The organism is Gordonia otitidis (assembly GCF_020735545.1).
Taxonomy (GTDB): domain Bacteria; phylum Actinomycetota; class Actinomycetes; order Mycobacteriales; family Mycobacteriaceae; genus Gordonia; species Gordonia otitidis.
In genome coordinates this window covers 4041913-4059395 of record NZ_CP085974.1, presented here as the reverse complement: position 1 = coordinate 4059395, position 17483 = coordinate 4041913, and the positions used below count along the sequence as shown (strand labels likewise).

The 17483-nt window shown below is 65.0% G+C and carries 15 protein-coding genes; 5 read left to right on the top strand and 10 right to left on the bottom strand.

The annotated features are described in order from the left end of the window. Positions 1-19 precede the first annotated feature (19 nt). A complete protein-coding gene (gene hemW, locus LK459_RS18590) occupies positions 20-1231 on the bottom strand; it encodes a radical SAM family heme chaperone HemW (RefSeq protein ID WP_227923852.1) in 1212 nt (403 codons plus the stop codon). Between the two features lie 439 nt (positions 1232-1670). Between hemW and LK459_RS18585 the strand changes: the two genes are divergently transcribed. The 5 genes from LK459_RS18585 to LK459_RS18565 are packed head-to-tail and all read left to right on the top strand — an operon-like array spanning position 1671 to position 7159. Continuing rightward, positions 1671-3434, top strand: a complete 1764-nt coding sequence (locus LK459_RS18585) for a nitrite/sulfite reductase (RefSeq protein ID WP_227919984.1) — start codon at positions 1671-1673, stop codon at positions 3432-3434. Continuing rightward, on the top strand, positions 3431-4180 hold the full coding sequence (locus tag LK459_RS18580; protein WP_227919983.1) for a phosphoadenylyl-sulfate reductase: 750 nt from the start codon (positions 3431-3433) through the stop codon (positions 4178-4180). Before LK459_RS18585 ends, LK459_RS18580 begins: the two co-directional genes overlap by 4 nt. Further along, on the top strand, positions 4177-5121 hold the full coding sequence (gene cysD / locus LK459_RS18575) for a sulfate adenylyltransferase subunit CysD (RefSeq protein WP_005180517.1): 945 nt from the start codon (positions 4177-4179) through the stop codon (positions 5119-5121). The genes LK459_RS18580 and cysD overlap by 4 nt, the downstream gene beginning before the upstream one ends. After that, positions 5121-6431: a sulfate adenylyltransferase subunit 1 gene (locus LK459_RS18570; RefSeq protein WP_227919982.1), complete on the top strand. Its 1311-nt coding sequence runs from the start codon at positions 5121-5123 to the stop codon at positions 6429-6431. The genes cysD and LK459_RS18570 overlap by 1 nt, the downstream gene beginning before the upstream one ends. Next, positions 6428-7159 carry a sirohydrochlorin chelatase gene (locus tag LK459_RS18565; protein ID WP_227919981.1) on the top strand — a complete coding sequence of 244 codons (732 nt, stop codon included), beginning with the start codon at positions 6428-6430 and terminating at the stop codon, positions 7157-7159. Before LK459_RS18570 ends, LK459_RS18565 begins: the two co-directional genes overlap by 4 nt. Before the next feature lie 21 nt (positions 7160-7180). Here the strand turns inward: LK459_RS18565 and LK459_RS18560 are convergent, their stop codons facing one another. The 9 genes from LK459_RS18560 to lepA all read right to left on the bottom strand — a co-directional run bounded on the left by LK459_RS18560 (position 7181) and on the right by lepA (position 17431). Further along, positions 7181-7837, bottom strand: a complete 657-nt coding sequence (locus LK459_RS18560; protein ID WP_227919980.1) for a TetR/AcrR family transcriptional regulator — start codon at positions 7835-7837, stop codon at positions 7181-7183. Between the two features lie 126 nt (positions 7838-7963). Next, entirely contained in the window at positions 7964-8959 is a 996-nt protein-coding gene (locus LK459_RS18555; RefSeq protein ID WP_007238938.1) for a sulfate/molybdate ABC transporter ATP-binding protein, read from the bottom strand. Position 8960: 1 nt separating this feature from the next. Then, entirely contained in the window at positions 8961-9887 is a 927-nt protein-coding gene (cysW, locus tag LK459_RS18550) for a sulfate ABC transporter permease subunit CysW (protein ID WP_227919978.1), read from the bottom strand. Beyond that, on the bottom strand, positions 9884-10759 hold the full coding sequence (cysT, locus tag LK459_RS18545; RefSeq protein ID WP_227923850.1) for a sulfate ABC transporter permease subunit CysT: 876 nt from the start codon (positions 10757-10759) through the stop codon (positions 9884-9886). Before cysT ends, cysW begins: the two co-directional genes overlap by 4 nt. 14 nt (positions 10760-10773) lie before the next feature. Further along, positions 10774-11850 (bottom strand): sulfate ABC transporter substrate-binding protein, encoded by a 1077-nt coding sequence (locus tag LK459_RS18540; RefSeq protein ID WP_407648816.1) that lies wholly within the window; start codon positions 11848-11850, stop codon positions 10774-10776. Between the two features lie 241 nt (positions 11851-12091). Beyond that, positions 12092-12292, bottom strand: coding sequence for a hypothetical protein (locus LK459_RS18535; RefSeq protein WP_007240015.1), 201 nt, complete (start codon positions 12290-12292; stop codon positions 12092-12094). Positions 12293-12505: 213 nt separating this feature from the next. Next, positions 12506-13420, bottom strand: a complete 915-nt coding sequence (locus LK459_RS18530) for a cation diffusion facilitator family transporter (RefSeq protein WP_227919976.1) — start codon at positions 13418-13420, stop codon at positions 12506-12508. Positions 13421-13479: 59 nt separating this feature from the next. Further along, positions 13480-15543, bottom strand: a complete 2064-nt coding sequence (locus tag LK459_RS18525; RefSeq protein ID WP_227919974.1) for a M3 family metallopeptidase — start codon at positions 15541-15543, stop codon at positions 13480-13482. A 4-nt stretch (positions 15544-15547) separates the two neighbouring features. Beyond that, positions 15548-17431 carry a translation elongation factor 4 gene (gene lepA / locus LK459_RS18520; RefSeq protein WP_007240012.1) on the bottom strand — a complete coding sequence of 628 codons (1884 nt, stop codon included), beginning with the start codon at positions 17429-17431 and terminating at the stop codon, positions 15548-15550. Positions 17432-17483: the final 52 nt, after the last annotated feature.

Sequence of the window (17483 nt, the reverse complement as noted above, 5' to 3'; positions counted from 1 at the left end):
CCCCTCACCTGCTGGCCGATCACTCCCCTGCCAGCAGTATCTCGCGTATCACCCCGTCCGCGAGCAATCTGCCCCTCTCGGTCAGAACCAGACTCCCGCCCGATCGCCTCAGGAGCCCCATCTGACACTGTCGATCCGCTTCGTCGAGCTCCGCGGGCGTCAGCAGTCTCGACGGCAACCCTGCGCGGCACCGCAGCTGCAACATGACCAGTTCGTTGTGCCGATCGGTCTCGGTGAGTTCTTCGGAGTCGGCCGCCGCACTGTGCCCCTCCGCGAGCTGCTGCGCATAACGCGCGGGATGCTTGACGTTCCACCACCGCACGCCGTTGACGTGCGAGTGGGCGCCGGGACCGAGACCCCACCAGTCATCGCTGCGCCAGTAGCCCAGGTTGTGTCTGCATGCCGCTGCCGGCGACCGCGCCCAGTTCGACACCTCATACCAGTCGAGACCAGCGGCGCGCAGCTGGGTGTCGAGCATGACGTAGCGATCGGCGAGTACGTCGTCGTCGGGCGCGGGGAGCTCGCCGCGCCGGATGCGTCGGGCGAGAGCCGTCCCGTCCTCGACGATCAGTGCGTAGGCCGACACGTGGTCGACCGGCGTGGCGAGCACGGCGTCGATGCTGGACTGCAGGTCATCGTCGGTCTCGCCCGGTGTGCCGTAGATGAGGTCGAGATTGATGTGCTCGAATCCCGCCGCAGCGGCCTCACGCGCCGCGGCAGCAGCCCTACCGGGAGTGTGCGTCCGATCGAGAGTTGCGAGAACGTGCCGGGCAGCCGACTGCATGCCCAGCGACACCCTCGTGAAACCCGCATCGAGTAATCCGTCGAAGAACTCCGGGGACGTCGATTCCGGATTGGATTCCGTGGTGATCTCTGCGTCGACCGTCAGATCGAACCGACGCCGCACCGAGGCGAGCAGTCGCCCGAGTCCGTCGGAACCGAGCAGCGACGGTGTGCCGCCGCCGACGAAGACCGTCGAGACGCGCCGAGCCGGGCCGAGCAGTGTTGCGGCAACATCGATTTCACGATCAATCGCCGCCTGCCATGACTCCGGAGACGACGACGACCCGAGTTCACCCGCCGTGTAGGTGTTGAAGTCGCAGTAGCCGCACCGCGTAGCGCAGAACGGGACGTGTAAATACAGCCCGAAGCCCGTGTCGGGGTCGGCGTGTGCGCAGGCGTCGACGATCGGCTCGGTCACGCGATTCGGCGCGGACCGCGACTCGACCATCGTCTCCACATGCACCCTTCCATGATGCGCGTCGACGCTCTCCACTCCTGTCCCGGGGCGACGACCACGGACTTCCCCGCGCCGTGGCTCGCATCATCGTCCCTGATCGCAGCTCCCGGCAGCGACGCCCCCGTCACCAGGATCGGTGCGCACACCGACTTTGCCTCAGCATGACGCAAAATAAGCGCAAGTAGACGACCGGTCACCTGGCGTGGCACTATGGATGGCGTGAATTTCCCCGGGGTGTGGCTCGCAGCGCGACGCCACGTCGATCTGAAGCGCGTCTGCAGCGCCACCTGTCGTCTCTAGACGACGAACGGCCCCGAGGGTTCCCCGCCAGCTGCGGGAACGCCGCCACGTCAGCGCGGCGCATTGCCGCCCAGTCACAGCCCAGACCGTGCGAAAGCCGGTGCACGTGTGCCCGGCAACAGGAGACTTCATGACGTCTACGACGGACATCACCTCGAACAGCGGCGCCAGTTCGCCCGACGAGCGCCCCACCCGCACGCCGCGCGCGACGGGCGGCGATCGACCGGCACGCAAGCCTCGGCCGACCAAGCGCCGCGCCGAGGGACAGTGGAAACTCGGCTACCGCGAGCCGCTGAATTCCAACGAGCAGGTCAAGAAGGACGACAACCCGCTCAACGTGCGCGCCCGTATCGAGAACATCTACTCCAAGCAGGGCTTCGACTCGATCGACAAACAGGATTTACGTGGCCGTATGCGCTGGTGGGGTCTCTATACCCAGCGCGCGCAGGGTTACGACGGCACGTGGACCGGGGACGAGAACATCGACGTCCTCGAAGACAGCCACTTCATGATGCGTATCCGGTGCGACGCCGGTGCCCTCAACGTCGAGCAACTCCGCACACTGGGCCAGATCTCCACCGAGTTCGCGCGCGACACCGCCGACCTGTCCGACCGGGAGAACGTCCAGTACCACTGGATTCGTATCGAGGACGTCCCGACGATCTGGGAGCGCATCGAAGGCGTCGGCCTCAAGACCACCGAGGCGTGCGGCGATTGCCCGCGCATCATCCTCGGATCGCCACTTGCCGGTGAGTCCGTCGACGAGGTCCTCGACCCGACCCCCGCGATCGACGAGATCGTTCGCCGCTACATCGGCGACCCGCAGTACTCGAACCTGCCCCGCAAGTTCAAGACCGCCATCTCGGGGCTGCAGGACGTCTCCCACGAGACGAACGACATCGCGTTCATCGGAGTGAATCATCCTGAGCACGGCCCCGGACTCGACCTCTGGGTCGGCGGTGGGTTGTCGACCAACCCGATGCTCGCCCAACGCGTGGGCGCCTGGATTCCGCTCGACGAGGTCCCCGACGTCTGGGAAGGCGTCGTGTCGATCTTCCGCGACTACGGCTACCGACGACTGCGCACCAAGGCGCGCCTGAAGTTCCTCATCAAGGACTGGGGCATCGAGAAGTTCCGCCAGGTGCTCGAGGACGAGTACCTCGGTCGCAAACTCATCGACGGCCCGGCACCCGAACCGCTGACGCAACCACGCGACCATGTGGGTGTCCAGAAACTGAAGAACGGCCTGAATTCCGTGGGCTTCGCCGCGATCGCCGGCCGCGTCACCGGCAGCAAACTCACTGCGGTCGCCGACGCCGCCGAACGTGTGGGCTCCGACCGCATCCGGTTCACGCCCTACCAGAAGCTGATCGTCCTCGACGTCCCCGACGACAAGGTCGAGGAGCTGATCGCCGACCTCGCGAAGCTCGGACTCGTCGCCCGCGCATCGAATTGGCGTCGAAACCTGATGGCCTGCAGCGGCATCGAATTCTGCAAGCTCTCCTTCACCGAGACCCGTAAGCGGTCACAGGTGTTGGTGCCGGAACTCGAGGAGCGCCTGGCCGACATCAACTCCACACTCGACGTCCCGATCACCGTGAACATCAACGGGTGCCCCAACTCCTGCGCGCGCTCACAGATCGCCGACATCGGATTCAAGGGACAGCTCGTCGAAGACGGCGAGGGCGGGCAGACCGAGGGATTCCAGGTCCACCTGGGCGGCAGCTTGGGCCAGGACGCCGGATTCGGCCGAAAACTGCGCCAGCACAAGGTGACCTCACCCGAGCTCGGCGACTACATCGAGCGCGTGGTCCGCAACTTCGTCGACCAGCGTCAAGAAGGTGAGCGGTTCGCACAGTGGGCAGTGCGTGCCGACGAGGAGGCATTGCGATGACAACCACGACACAGAACCGGACCGGGCGACGCTTCGACGAGGACGAGCTGCGTGCGATCGCCGAGCGCGGCGCGGCGGATCTCGGTGAGGACGCCACACCCGAAGATCTGCTGCGTTGGACCGCGCAGACGTTCGGCGACAACTTCGTCGTCGCGTCCAACATGCAGGATGCCGCTCTGGTGGATCTCGCGGTCAAGAACGTCGACCGTGAACTACTCGGTGGCGATGCCGTGAAGGTCTTGTTCCTCGACACCGGCTACCACTTCGCGGAGACGATCGGCACCCGTGACGCCGTCGAGCAGGTGTACGGAGTCGACCTCATCAATCTCACTCCCGAGCACACAGTCGCCGAGCAAGATGAACTATTGGGCCGCAACCTGTTCGCCAGCAACCCCGGCGAGTGCTGCCGACTGCGCAAGGTGGTTCCGCTCAAGGCTGGTCTGCGCAACTACGACGCCTGGGTGACGGGCATCCGACGTGTTGAGGCGCCCACCCGCGCGAACGCACCGCTCATCTCCTTCGACGAGGGTTTCGGCCTGGTCAAGATCAACCCGATCGCGGCCTGGTCCGACGAGCAGATGCAGGACTACATCGACGCCAACGGTGTGTTGGTCAATCCGCTTGTCGACGAGGGCTATCCGTCGATCGGCTGCGCACCGTGCACCGCGAAACCCGAACCCGGATCCGATCCGCGCAGTGGCCGGTGGGCCGGTCGCGCCAAGACAGAATGTGGGCTCCACGCATGACCATCATCGACACCTCAGCCAGCACAGGACGTGACGTGACCGAACCCGATGACTTCACCACGCTCGACGCTCTCGAGTCCGAAGCCATCCACATCTTCCGTGAGGTGGCGGGCGAATTCGAACGGCCCGTGATCCTCTTCTCCGGCGGCAAGGATTCGACGGTACTGCTGCACGTCGCACTGAAGGCGTTCTGGCCTGCGCCGCTTCCCTTCTCGCTGCTGCATGTCGACACCGGGCACAACCTGCCCGAGGTGCTCGACTTCCGCGACCAGGTGGTCGAGCGACACAACCTCCGTCTGCACGTGGCGAAGGTCGAGGATTACCTTGCCGACGGTCGGCTGACCGAGCGGCCCGACGGTGTGCGCAACCCGCTGCAGACCATCCCGCTTCTCGATGCGATCACCGAGAACCGCTTCGACGCGGTCTTCGGAGGTGGTCGCCGCGACGAGGAGCGTTCGCGCGCGAAGGAGCGGATCTTCTCGCTGCGCAACGCGTTCGGACAGTGGGATCCCAAGCGCCAGCGTCCTGAGCTGTGGAACCTCTACAACGGTCGGCACGCCCCAGGCGAGCACGTCCGCGTCTTCCCGCTGTCGAACTGGACCGAACTCGACGTCTGGCGTTACATCACACGCGAACAGGTACTCCTCCCCCCGATCTACTACGCCCACGAGCGCGAGGTCTTCCAGCGCGATGGGATGTGGATGACGTCGGGCTCGTGGGGTGGCCCCCGCGAGGGTGAAGAGGTACAGCGCCTCTCGGTGCGCTACCGCACCGTGGGTGACGGTTCGACGACCGGCGCGGTGCTCTCCGACGCCGCCACCAATGAGGCGGTCCTCGCAGAGGTCGCCGCATCACGACTCACCGAACGCGGCGCGACCCGAGGCGACGACCGCGTCTCCGAAGCAGCCATGGAAGACCGCAAGCGCGAAGGATATTTCTGATGGCATCGACCACCCAACACGTGCCCGACCTACTTCGCATCGCCACGGCGGGCAGCGTCGACGACGGCAAGTCCACCCTCGTGGGACGTCTGCTCTACGACACGAAGTCCGTACTCGCCGACCAGATCGACGCCGTCACGAAGGCATCGGTCGATCGCGGCCTCGAAGGTCCCGACCTCTCGCTGCTCGTCGACGGTCTGCGCGCCGAACGCGAGCAGGGCATCACCATCGACGTCGCATACCGCTACTTCGCCACTCCCGCACGGTCTTTCGTGCTCGCCGACACACCCGGCCACGTCCAGTACACGCGAAACACCGTGTCCGGCGCCTCGACCGCCCAACTGGTGATGCTGCTCGTCGACGCCCGCAACGGTGTCGTCGCCCAGACCCGCCGTCACGCAGCGGTCATGGCACTGCTCGGTGTGCCGCAACTCGTGCTGGCAGTCAACAAGATCGACCTCGTCGACGACGCCGCGTCGGTCTTCGCGGAGATCTCGGCCGAGTTCGGCGAGCTGACCCGCACGCTCGGCTGGTCGCCCGAGCAGGTCACCGCGATCCCGGTATCGGCTCTGCACGGCGACAACGTCGCCATCCGCTCCGAGAACACCCCGTTCTACGACGGTCCGACACTCATCGAGCACCTCGAGACGGTCCCCAATGCAGTCGAGCGCCACGACGAGGTCGGGCTGCGTTTCCCGGTGCAGTACGTCATCCGTCCCCGCACGCCGGAGTACCCCGACTACCGCGGCTACGCCGGGCAGATCGCTGCGGGCCGTGTCTCGGTGGGAGACGAGGTCGTCGTGCTGCCGTCAGGCGTCCGGACCACCGTCACCCAGATCGACACGGCCGACGGGCAGTTGGCCACCGCTCACACGGGCCGCAGCGTGACCCTGCTGCTCGCCGACGACGTCGACATCTCGCGCGGCGATCTCATCGCGGCGGTCACCGATGCCCCCGAGCCGATCCAACAGTTCACCGCGACGGTGTGCTGGCTCGCCGACAAGCCGCTGCGCCCGGGTGCACGTTTGCTCCTCAAGCACGGCACGAAGACCACTCAGGCCATCGTCGGTGGACTCGACACGCTGTTCGACGAGCAGAACCTGTCGCTCGTCGATGCGCCGGACACCGTGGAACTCAACCAGATCGGCCGCATCACGGTGCAGACCGCAGAGCCGATTCCGGCCGACGACTATCAGGTCAGTCGCGAGTCGGGCAGCTTCCTGCTCATCGATCCGCAGGGCGGTAACACCCTCGCAGCAGGGCTGGTGGGCGACGCGCTGTCGACGCTGCACCTCAAAGAGTTGGTGTGACCCCGACGCTGTTACTCGTCGCGCACGGTAGCCGAGATCCGAGGTTCGGTGACACGGCGCGGCGCGTTCGGTCGACGGTGGCGCGGCGACTGCCGGGTGTGTCGGTCGGTCTGAGCTTTCTGGACCTCGATACCCCCTCGGTGGCAGACGAACTCGCCGCCGTCGCGGGCGACTGCGTTGTGGTGCCGCTACTGCTGGCACCCGGGTATCACAGCGACGTGGACCTGCCTGCACTGGTCGACGAGCATCGTCGAGGAAGCGTCGTGATCACCCCCGTCGTCGGCTCGTATCGGATGACCGATGCCCTCGCCGATCGTCTCGACGAGGCAGGCACGCAACCTGGCGACGGTATCGTCGTCACGGCTGTCGGGTCGACCAATCCTGCTGCCGCACACGTGGTCCGACGCCGAGCCATCGAACTCTCGACCCGTCTGCACCGCCCCGTCGAGGTGGTGTTCGCGACCAGGCTCGGCCCCGACGACATCATGCTGCGCAACGCGATTCGACGACTCCGCACCGCGGGCGCGCGACGAATCGCCCTGAGTCCGTACTTCCTGTCCGCGGGCCTGCTGACGGAACGAGTCGAAGCCGCCCTCGACCGGTTGGTGTCGGATGCCGTGGTCGCGGGGCCGATCGGCACGCACCCCGCACTCGTCGATGCGGTCGCCGACTCCTATCGCAGCGCCGTCGCCCACCCACCGCTCGCGCCGGCAATCACGCAGTTCTGACGGCCACGGACCGCGGCAGCACTACCGCCGCGCGCCCACCATTCCGTCGAGTGCGCCGTAGTACACCTGCGTGAGGAACCGCATCGCCTCCGCCATGGTCATGCCTTCGGCGACGAGATCGAGAACCTCGCGGGGATCGTAGATCTGGTTGTAGAGGAACAGCGCGTGGTCGAAATGCTCGTCGCCGATTCCCTTGCTGCGCAACACCGCACGCACCGGACGCTCCCACGCGTCCCGGACCGTCTGGATCACCGGATCACCTTCGCGCAGTCGCTCGAGGAAACCCACGGGGCGACGAAGGTGGACCATCGCGGGACCGTTGACCTCGAGCACTTCGCCGAGCTTGCCGACCACGTCCTCGAACAGGTCGGTACCCGATTTCGTCGAATCATGGCTGTAGTCACGAAGCTTCACGATCACCCCGTGCAGGTACTCGCGCAGCAGACTCTCCAACGACGAGAAGTACCGGTAGACGGTGGCGGTGCCCACTCCTGCCCGCTCCGCGATCAACGGGATGCTGGCGTTCTGGAAATCGTCTCTCAGAACCTCGCCTGCTGCCGCGAGGATTCGACGACGATTACGCACCGCATCTTTGCGCGTCGGGGCCGACGTCGTCACCACGAATCTCTCCTTGCACAGCGCCGATCCCGCTGAGGACGCGAGATCTCCGCACGTCATGCTACCCCTGCTCTGATAGCACAACCTCCCCATAGTGAGAGCCGTGTCTCAGTGGGTCAGCTGAGTCCATCCACCCGTGAAGTGTCACGACACCGAGCAATTCGACAGTCGACGACGCCGAGCGTCTCACACCTCGGACAGCGCGGGCACCTTTGTCGCGCGAGCGTAGATCGCCTCCCCGGGCTGCAGGTGCAGCGCGTTGGCGTCGCCGCGAGTGATCTGTGCCTGGAACTCGTCACCGCTGGCGACCGCGATCAGTTCCACCCTCGTCTCGAACCCGAGGTTCACCACGCGCTGCACGGTCGCCTTGATGACGCCCGTGTCGAGTGACGCATCGGCGGCGGGTAGTGCGAGCTCAGGATTGCGTCCGATACGAATGTCGTGCGGACGAACGAGTTCTCCGTTGAGCCGTACAGTCGAACCGAGAAACGATGCCACGAAGGGATTGACCGGGCGATCGTAGAGATCGTCAGGTGCGCCGATCTGCTCGATCCTGCCCTTGTTCAGCACGGCGATCCGGTCGCTCACATCGAGCGCCTCCTGCTGGTCGTGTGTCACCAGCACCGTGGTCACCTGCATGTCCTCGTGCAAGCGGCGCAGCCACTTTCGGAGATCCTCACGCACCTTGGCGTCGAGTGCACCGAAGGGCTCGTCGAGCAGCAGCACCTTGGGGTCGACGGCCAGGGCACGGGCAAGCGCCATGCGCTGGCGCTGACCACCGGAAAGCTGTGCGGGAAAACGCTTCTGGAAGACGGTCAGTCCGACGATGTCGAGCAACTCGTCGACCTTGGCATCGATGTCCTTCTTCGATCGCTTACGGATCTTCAGACCGAATGCGATGTTGTCCCGCACGGTGAGGTGCTTGAACGCCGCGTAGTGCTGGAACACGAAGCCGATGTCGCGCTTCTGGGGTGACGCGCCCGACACGTCGTCGCCGTTGATGACGATCGTTCCCGAGTCGAGGTCGTCGAGTCCCGCGATCGCACGCAGCAGCGTCGACTTCCCGCTGCCCGAGGGGCCGAGCAGCGACGTCAGGGATCCGGCCGGGATCTCGATCGACACGTCGTCGAGTGCTGCGAAATCGCCATATCGCTTGTTGGCACCTACCACCGAGATGGACATGTCAGACTCTTTCTCTCTCGTGAAGCACCTGCTGCGAATCGATGTTCTCGGGCGCATACGGTGGGGTCAGATGGATGTCGTCCGGCGCGGTGTCGTCACCGGTGGTGGCGCTCGCCTCGGCATACCGGTTGCGGGCACGTCGGTCGACGAACGACATCGCCACCAGGACCAAGACGGCCACGAGCATCAGGAGTGTCGCGGCAGCGTAGGCGCCGTACTCGTTGTAGTCGTCGGTGTAGCGCGAATGCACCAGAAGTGTCAGCGTCTGGGAGATGCCCGGATAGTTCGACGACACCATCGTCACTGCGCCGTACTCGCCGAGTGCACGAGCGACAGTCAGCACAATGCCGTAGGTGAGTCCCCAGCGGATGGCGGGCAGAGTGATGCGCCAGAACGTCTGCCACCCGCTCGCGCCCAGGGTCGCCGCCGCCTGTTCCTGTTCGGTGCCGATCTCGCGGAGCACCGGCTCCACTTCGCGCGCGACGAACGGAAGCGTCACGAACAACGTTGCCAACACCAAGCCGGGGAATCCGAAGATCACGCGGAAGCCGAGACTCTCCACTCCTCCGAACCAGCCACCGTAGCCCCACAGCAGGATCAGGGCGACACCCGCGACGACCGGCGACACCGCGAATGGGAGATCGACGACGGCCTGCAGGAACCCCTTGCCCGGGAAGCGTCCGCGGGCGAGTGCGAGCGCGATGATGATGCCGAAGATCACGTTCAGCGGCACCACGATGACGACGATCAGCAGGCTCAGTTGCAGCGCCGAGATGGCCGCGGGTGTGGTGATCCACTCCCAGAACTGTCCGAGGCCGTGCTCGAAGGAGCGCCAGAAGATGAGTGCGACCGGAACGATCAACAGCACGAACAGATAGATGAGCGCGATGGCGCGCAACCCGTAGCGGGTCTTCGCCGACAGTTTCATCGGTCGAGCTCCTCACGCTTGGTCTGACGCCGCCCGACGATCCGCAAGACGAGCAGAGCGACGAAGGCGATCAGCAGGAGTACGACCGAGATGGCGGCGGCGTTGACCGGCTCGTCGATCTCGATCTGCTGCTGGATGTACTGAGAGGCGACCTGGGTCTTGCCCGGGATGTTCCCGCCGATCAGCACGACCGAACCGAACTCACCGATCGCTCTGGTGAATGCGAGGCCGGCACCCGTGAGGATCGCCGGGAGCAGCGCGGGGAGCACGATCTTGCGGAAGATGATGCCGTTGTTCGCCCCGAGTACCGCGGCAGCTTCCTCGACGTCGGTGTCGAGTTCGATGAGCACCGGCTGGACCTGACGAACCACGAAGGGCAGCGTGACGAACGTCAGCGCGATGATCAGCGCAGGCTTGGTCGCGGCGAGGTGGATGTCGACTGGACTGTTGGGGCCGTACAGCGAGAGCAGCACCAGGCTGGCGACGATGGTCGGCAGCGCGAAGGGAAGGTCGATGATCGCGTTGACAAAGCCCTTGCCGCGGAAGTCATCCCGCACCAGGACCCAGGCGATGATCGTTCCGAAGACCACATTGATCACGGCGGCGACAACCGAGACCAGCACCGTGATCCAGATCGCGTCGAGCGCGTTCTTGGCGGTCACCGCGTCCCAGAAGCCGCTCCACCCGTTGTCGAACGACTGCACGGTGATCGCAGCCAGCGGCAGCAACACGATGATGCTCAGCCACAGCCATGCCGTACCGATCGCCGCGGGGCTGACTCCGGCGAATGTTCGCGACCGTCCCAGAAATCCCTTGGGCGGCTGCGAACTCGACGACTGCGAGGTCGACGCGGACGCGGTCTCTTTCGCCACCTCTCCCGTGGCCGTCACTGCTTGCCGCCTTCGTTGTAGATCTTGGTGACGGCACCCTTGGTACCGAACAGCGCGTTGTCCACGGCCTTCCACCCCTTCAGGTCTTTGCCCTTGTTCTCGGCGGCGGTGCCTTTACCCAGAGTCTTCCCGAGTTCGTCGATTGTCCACAGCTTTGTTATGTCGCCGGGGAAAAGTGTCTTGGTCTCGGCGATCACCGACGGCGCGACGGGGCGGAACCCCTGCTTGGCCCAGATCCGTTGCGCCTCATCCGTGAACAGGTAGTCGACGAACGCCTTGGCAGCGGGCAGATCCTTCGATGTGTTCACGACCGCGACGGGATTCTCGATCTTGAACGTCTGCGGGGGAATCAGGTACTCGACCTGTGCGCTCTGCGCAGCACCGGCGTTCTTGCGCTGCAGCATGATCGCTTCGTTCTCGTAGCTGATCAGCACGTCGCCCTGGCCCTGCTGGAAGGTCGTCGTGGCCTCGCGTCCGGACTTGGGACGCACGGCGACGTGGTCGCGCACCAGCTCGCTGACGTAGTCGAGGCCCGCCTGCGGGTTGGCTCCGCCCTCGCTCTTCGCCGCGTAGGGTGCGAGAAGGTTCCATTTCGCCGACCCCGAACTCCCGGGGTCCGGGGTGATCACCTGAACGCCGGGCTTGAGGAGGTCGTCCCAGTCGTGGATGTTCTTCGGATTGCCCTTCCGCACCACGAGAGCGACGACAGACCCGAACGGGATGCTGTTGTGGGGTTCGGCCTTCTTCCAGTCCTCGTCGACGAGTCCTGCCTTGACCAGCCGCGTCACGTCGGGTTCGACCGAGAAATTGACCACGTCGGCGGGCACGTGCCGTGCGACCTTGCGTGACTGGTCGCCCGATGCGCCATACGACGCGGAGAAGCCGATGTCGCTGCCCTCGGTGGTCGCGCGAAAAGCGGGGATGACCTTGTCGAATCCCGGCTTGGGCGTCGCGTACGCGACGAGGTCGAGGTGACGACTGCCGCTCGAGATGTCGACACCGTCGGGCGTGTCCGTCGAGCCGCCACCACAACCGGCGACCAGTGCGACGGTCAGCGCCAGCAGGCACGCCACAATCGGGACACGCCTCTTGCGGGCCAGACTTGGACTCACGAATCCTCCACCACGGTTCCCGGCATGCGGGACTTCGCGGCCGGAGCAGAATCACGCTAGCAACGCCGAGCGCATGCCCCAAAGACGAGAACGGCGGCTCATCGGTGGTGGTTGACGACTCAGCGTGTGAGCAGCCAGGCCAGGACGACGAGAACGACGAGCGCGATCAGCGCCCAGGTCACCCGTGACTTGATCACCGCGGTCACAGCCCCTTTCCGTCGTCGTCGGCGAACCGTCGACGATCGAATACGGTCATCACGGCTTCCACCAGCACATTCAGGACCAGCGCGATACCGATGGCGACAGGGATCACCACCACGAGAGTGACCAGAAGCTGCGGGACGAACGACAGTCCTGTCAGCCACTCCTCGACGGAATCCCACCATGCGAGGAAGCTGTCCATGCCTGTCACCTCGTTCCGGCCCGGACTCTGCCGAGTTTTGTTCAGTGTGATTCGAATTCCGTGCCGAGTCGACGATCACCGGGGTTCGAACACCGTGATGAGCTCGAATGCCGCGAACCAGCGGCCTCTCCATGGTATCGAAAACGTTTACTCGGCTACCGGCCGCTCCCGTCAGCTCACCGCGACGACCAGCCGACCGTCGGCGCCCATCTCTCAGTCCAGCCGCCACGACTCGTACGCGCGCGGATCGCCGATCGGCTCCATGTGAATGCTGACACGCAGATGATCGAGTTCGGCGTGTAACTCGTCCTCGACGCGCTCTGCCAGGTCGTGGCCGCGCTCGACCGACCACGCGCCCGGAACGAGCATGTGCATCTGCACGAACCGCTCGTGGCCTGCTTCCCGCGTGCGCAGATCGTGGAAAAGCACCTCGTCCGAGCGGAATCGATCGAGCACCTGATTGACCGTGGCGAGATCGTCGGCGGGTAGGGCGGCGTCGAGTAGGCCGTCACCCGAACGCCAGATGAGGCGACCACCGACGACGAGGATGTTGACGGCGACGAGGATCGCCACGATCGAGTCCAGCGGCAGCCATCCCGTGACCGCGACCAGGAACACACCCACGATCACTCCGATCGTGGTCCAGACGTCGGTGAGCAGATGCTTGCCGTCGGCCTCGAGTGTCATCGACCGATGACGCTTACCGGCACGAAGCAGGACGACGGCGACGACTCCGTTGAGAACGGTTGCGGCGACCGAGATCGCGAGACCGAGTCCGACCGATTCCAACTCGGCGGGATGCAGGAGGCGATCGACGGCGGCGACGATGATCGCGATCGCGGCGGCGACGATCAGTACTCCCTCGAACACCGCCGAGAAGTACTCTGCCTTCGCGTGGCCGAAATTGTGTTCGGCGTCCGCGGGTTTGGCGACGACTCGCAATGCGACGAAGGCTGCGACAGCCGCCACGAGATTGACCAACGACTCCAGTGCGTCCGACAGCAGGCCCACCGAGCCGCTGACGCGCCAGGCAATCAGCTTCATCACGATCACCACGATCGCCGTGGCGATACTGAGCAATGCGTAGCGAGTGAGGTCGGGCCGACTCCCCGACGATGCGGTTGCCATTACCTCATCTCACCACGAAGTCGACGCTCCATCGCACCAACCGCGCTGTGCAGTCGGGCTCAGCTCGCAGCAACCAGCCCGCGCCGACGCATCAGCGGTTCGACCTCCGGCTTGCGTCCGATCAACTTCTCGTGCGCGGCAAGCGGATCGACACTGTCGCCGCGCGACAACGTCGAGTCCGCGAACCTCTTCCCGTTCTCTCGGCGTAGCCCGCCCTCGGCGAGGAACCACTGCTCGGTCTCGGCATCGAGAACCTCCGACCAGATGTAGGAGTAGTAGCCGGCCGAGTAGCCGCCCCCGAAGATGTGGTTGAAGTACGCCGTGCGATATCGCGGAGGAATGAGCTCCGTGCCGATGCCGGCTTCGCGCAACGCGTCGGCCTCGAATGCCTCGACGTCGTCGATGTCGTTGGCCTGTGCGCTGGACAGCCGATGCCAGGCGAGGTCGAGCACCGAGGCTGCGAGGTACTCGATGGTGCCGTGTGCCGTGTCGGCGCCGGCGTTGGCGCGGGCCGCGTCGGCGAGTTCCGACGGAATAGGGGCGCCGGTCTCGTGATGCCTCGCGTAATGGGCGAGGACATCGGGGTGCAACGCCCACATCTCGTTGACCTGCGACGGGAATTCGACGAAATCGCGCGGTACCGAGGTACCCGATTGCGACGGATAGTCGACCGTCGATAGCAAACCGTGTAGCGCGTGACCGAATTCGTGGAACAACGTCGTGAGCTGGTCGATGCTGAGCAGCGCGGGCGAGCCCTCGTCTGGCTTGGGCACATTGAGCACGTTCACGATGATCGGTTGCGCCGAGAGCACGGTGGATTGATCGACGATGTTGTTCATCCACGCCCCACCGCGCTTGGAGGGCCGCGCGAAGTAGTCGCCGAGGAACAAGCCGATGCTGGTTCCCTGCTCGTCGAACACCTCCCAGATCCGAACGTCGGGATGGTAGGCGTGGAGGTCGGGCCGCTCGCGAAAGGTCAAGCCGTACAACTGCCCCGCTGCGTAGAACACGCCATCGGAGATCACGGTGTCGAGTTCGCAGTAGTCGGCGAAACCGTCGAGATCGATCTCCGACGACGATTTGCGTTGCCGGGCAAGCCAATAGGTGTAATCAGAAGCGGTGATCTCGGCGTCGGGATCGTCCGCGTGCGCGAATTCGGTCAGGGAGGCCAGTTCGGCGCTGCCTGCTCGCGTGGCGGCTGTGATCAACTCACCGAGCAAGTCGTCGACAGCCGCCGGATCGGGGGCTGTCTGCTCGGCGATGACGTACTCGGCGTGATCGCGGTACCCCAGCAGCTCGGCTCGCCGCGCGCGCAGCCTGACGATCTCGAGGACGGTCTCGCGCGTGTCGAACTCGTTGCCGCGCGAGCAGCGGCTGACCGAGGCATCGAATACTCGACGGCGTGTCGCGGCGTCGTCGAGTTCACTCACCACGGACTGGCTCGTCGGGAGTTCAAGGCTCACAAGGTATCCGGAATCGTGGCCTGCGTCGGCTGCTGCGCGTCGGGCGGACGCGATCGCGCCTCGTGACATGCCCTGCACGTCGGCCTCGTCGGAAACCAGCACCGCCGAGTCGTTGGTGTCGTCGAGGACCATCTGCGAGAAGGTGGTCGTCAGATACGCCAGCCGCGACGAGATGGTGCGCATCTCCTCCTGACCTGCGTCGTCGAGGCCGGCGCCCGCCCGGATCGCCTCGCGGTACCGCGAATCGAGCAGACGGCGCTGCGGCTCGGTGAGGTCGAGGTCGTCGGCGTGAGCGTGCAGCGTCGAAATACGCGCGAAGAGACGGGGATTCATCGCGATCGCGTTTGCGTGGTCGGTGAGCAGCGTCGAGAGTTCCTGGGAAATCTCGTTGCGCTTCGGGTTGGTGTCGGGGCCGACCAGGTTGAAGAAGATGCCGGATGCGCGGGCCAGGTCGCGTCCGGACAGTTCCAACGCCTCGATGGTGTTGGCGAATGTCGGCGCGTCCGGATCGTCGGCGATCTTCTCGACTTCGGCGCGCTGCGAACTCATGGCCTCGCGAAAAGCGGGCAGAAAGTCGTCGTCGGAGATCGACGCGAAGTCCGGTAAACCGTGTGGCAGATCGCTGTGTGCGAGAACGGGATTCACGTCGCTTGTACCCATGACCTCACTTACCCTTCGGTTTGTCGCCCGCCGAATCGGTGGAGAGGGCGGCGACGAATGCCTCTTGCGGAACGTCGACACGGCCGATGGTCTTCATCCGCTTCTTGCCTTCCTTCTGCTTCTCGAGGAGCTTGCGCTTACGACTGATGTCGCCTCCGTAGCACTTCGCGAGGACGTCCTTACGGATCGCCCGGATGTTCTCGCGCGCAATGATCTTCGATCCGATGGCAGCCTGGATCGGCACCTCGAACTGCTGACGCGGGATGAGCTCCTTGAGCTTGGTGGCCATCTTGTTGCCGTAGGTGAATGCCGCGTCGCGGTGCACGATCGCGCTGAACGCGTCGACCGCCTCGCCCTGCAACAGGATGTCGACCTTGACGAGATCGGCTTCCTGCTCGCCGGCCTCCTCGTAATCGAGGCTCGCGTATCCGCGGGTGCGCGACTTCAACGAATCGAAGAAGTCGAAGATGATCTCGGCCATCGGCATGGTGTAGCGCATCTCCACGCGCGTCTCGGAGAGGTAGTCCATCCCGCCGAGCTCGCCGCGACGGGACTGACACAACTCCATGATCGCCCCGATGAACTCACTGGGCGCGATGATCGTCGTCTTCACGATCGGCTCGTAGATGTGGCGTGCCTTGCCCTCGGGCCAGTCGGACGGGTTGGTGACGATCTGCTCGCTACCGTCCTCCATGACGACGCGGTAGACGACGTTGGGCGCCGTGGAGATCAGGTTCAGATCGAACTCGCGCTCGAGACGCTCCCTCGTGATCTCCATGTGCAGTAGACCGAGGAAACCGCAGCGAAAGCCGAATCCGAGGGCGACCGAGGTCTCCGGTTCGTAGGTGAGCGCGGCGTCGTTGAGTTGAAGCTTGTCGAGTGCGTCACGCAGCACCGGATAGTCGGAGCCGTCGACCGGGTAGAGGCCCGAATAGACCATCGGGCGCGGTTCGCGGTAGCCGGTCAACGGTTCCGTGGCGCCGTTGCGCGCAGTGGTCACGGTGTCGCCGACCTTCGACTGCCGGACGTCCTTCACGCCGGTGATGAGGTAGCCGACCTCGCCGACGCCGAGCCCCTTGGTCGGCTTCGGTTCCGGGGACACGATGCCTACCTCGAGCAACTCGTGGGTCGCCCCGGTCGACATCATGGCGATCTTCTCGCGCGGGACGATCTTGCCGTCGACGACGCGGACGTAGGTGACGACGCCTCGGTAGGTGTCGTAGACGGAATCGAAGATCATCGCACGCGCCGGGGCGTCGGGGTCGCCCTGAGGTGCGGGCACCTGCTTGATGACCTCGTCGAGCAGTTCGGGGACTCCTGCACCCGTCTTGCCCGACACACGGAGCACGTCGTCGGGTTCGCAGCCGATGATGTGTGCGATCTCGTTCGCGTAGCGGTCAGGGTCGGCAGCAGGAAGGTCGATCTTGTTCAGCACCGGGATGATGGTGAGGTCTTTGTCCATCGCCAGGTACAGATTGGCGAGGGTTTGAGCCTCGATGCCCTGCGCGGCGTCGACCAGCAGAACAGCACCCTCGCAGGCTTCGAGTGCGCGCGATACCTCGTAGGTGAAGTCGACGTGGCCGGGGGTGTCGATGAGGTGCAGCACGTAGTCGGTCTGCGGTCCGTCGGGGCCGTCCGACTTCCAGGGCAGCCGCACGTTCTGCGCCTTGATGGTGATCCCGCGCTCACGCTCGATGTCCATGCGGTCGAGGTACTGAGCGCGCATCTGTCGCTCCTCGACCACGCCCGTGAGCTGCAACATCCGGTCGGCCAGCGTCGATTTGCCGTGGTCGATGTGCGCGATGATGCAGAAGTTCCGAATCCGTGCGGGATCGGTGAACGTGGTGTCGGCGAAGGTGGGAATCGAACTGCTCCTACAGGTACGCACCGATGCTCGGGGTGCGATGCGGGTGTGGTCGTCGAATCCAGTTTCTCACGGC

Excerpts from the sequence above, each read along its gene's own strand:
- hemW (WP_227923852.1), bottom strand. The coding sequence starts at position 1,231 with ATGGTCGAGTCGCGGTCCGCGCCGAATCGCGTGACCGAGCCGATCGTC.
- LK459_RS18585 (WP_227919984.1), top strand. The coding sequence starts at position 1,671 with ATGACGTCTACGACGGACATCACCTCGAACAGCGGCGCCAGTTCGCCC.
- LK459_RS18580 (WP_227919983.1), top strand. The coding sequence starts at position 3,431 with ATGACAACCACGACACAGAACCGGACCGGGCGACGCTTCGACGAGGAC.
- cysD (WP_005180517.1), top strand. The coding sequence starts at position 4,177 with ATGACCATCATCGACACCTCAGCCAGCACAGGACGTGACGTGACCGAA.
- LK459_RS18570 (WP_227919982.1), top strand. The coding sequence starts at position 5,121 with ATGGCATCGACCACCCAACACGTGCCCGACCTACTTCGCATCGCCACG.
- LK459_RS18560 (WP_227919980.1), bottom strand. The coding sequence starts at position 7,837 with ATGACGTGCGGAGATCTCGCGTCCTCAGCGGGATCGGCGCTGTGCAAG.
- LK459_RS18555 (WP_007238938.1), bottom strand. The coding sequence starts at position 8,959 with ATGTCCATCTCGGTGGTAGGTGCCAACAAGCGATATGGCGATTTCGCA.
- cysW (WP_227919978.1), bottom strand. The coding sequence starts at position 9,887 with ATGAAACTGTCGGCGAAGACCCGCTACGGGTTGCGCGCCATCGCGCTC.
- LK459_RS18535 (WP_007240015.1), bottom strand. The coding sequence starts at position 12,292 with ATGGACAGCTTCCTCGCATGGTGGGATTCCGTCGAGGAGTGGCTGACA.
- LK459_RS18530 (WP_227919976.1), bottom strand. The coding sequence starts at position 13,420 with ATGGCAACCGCATCGTCGGGGAGTCGGCCCGACCTCACTCGCTACGCA.
- LK459_RS18525 (WP_227919974.1), bottom strand. The coding sequence starts at position 15,543 with ATGGGTACAAGCGACGTGAATCCCGTTCTCGCACACAGCGATCTGCCA.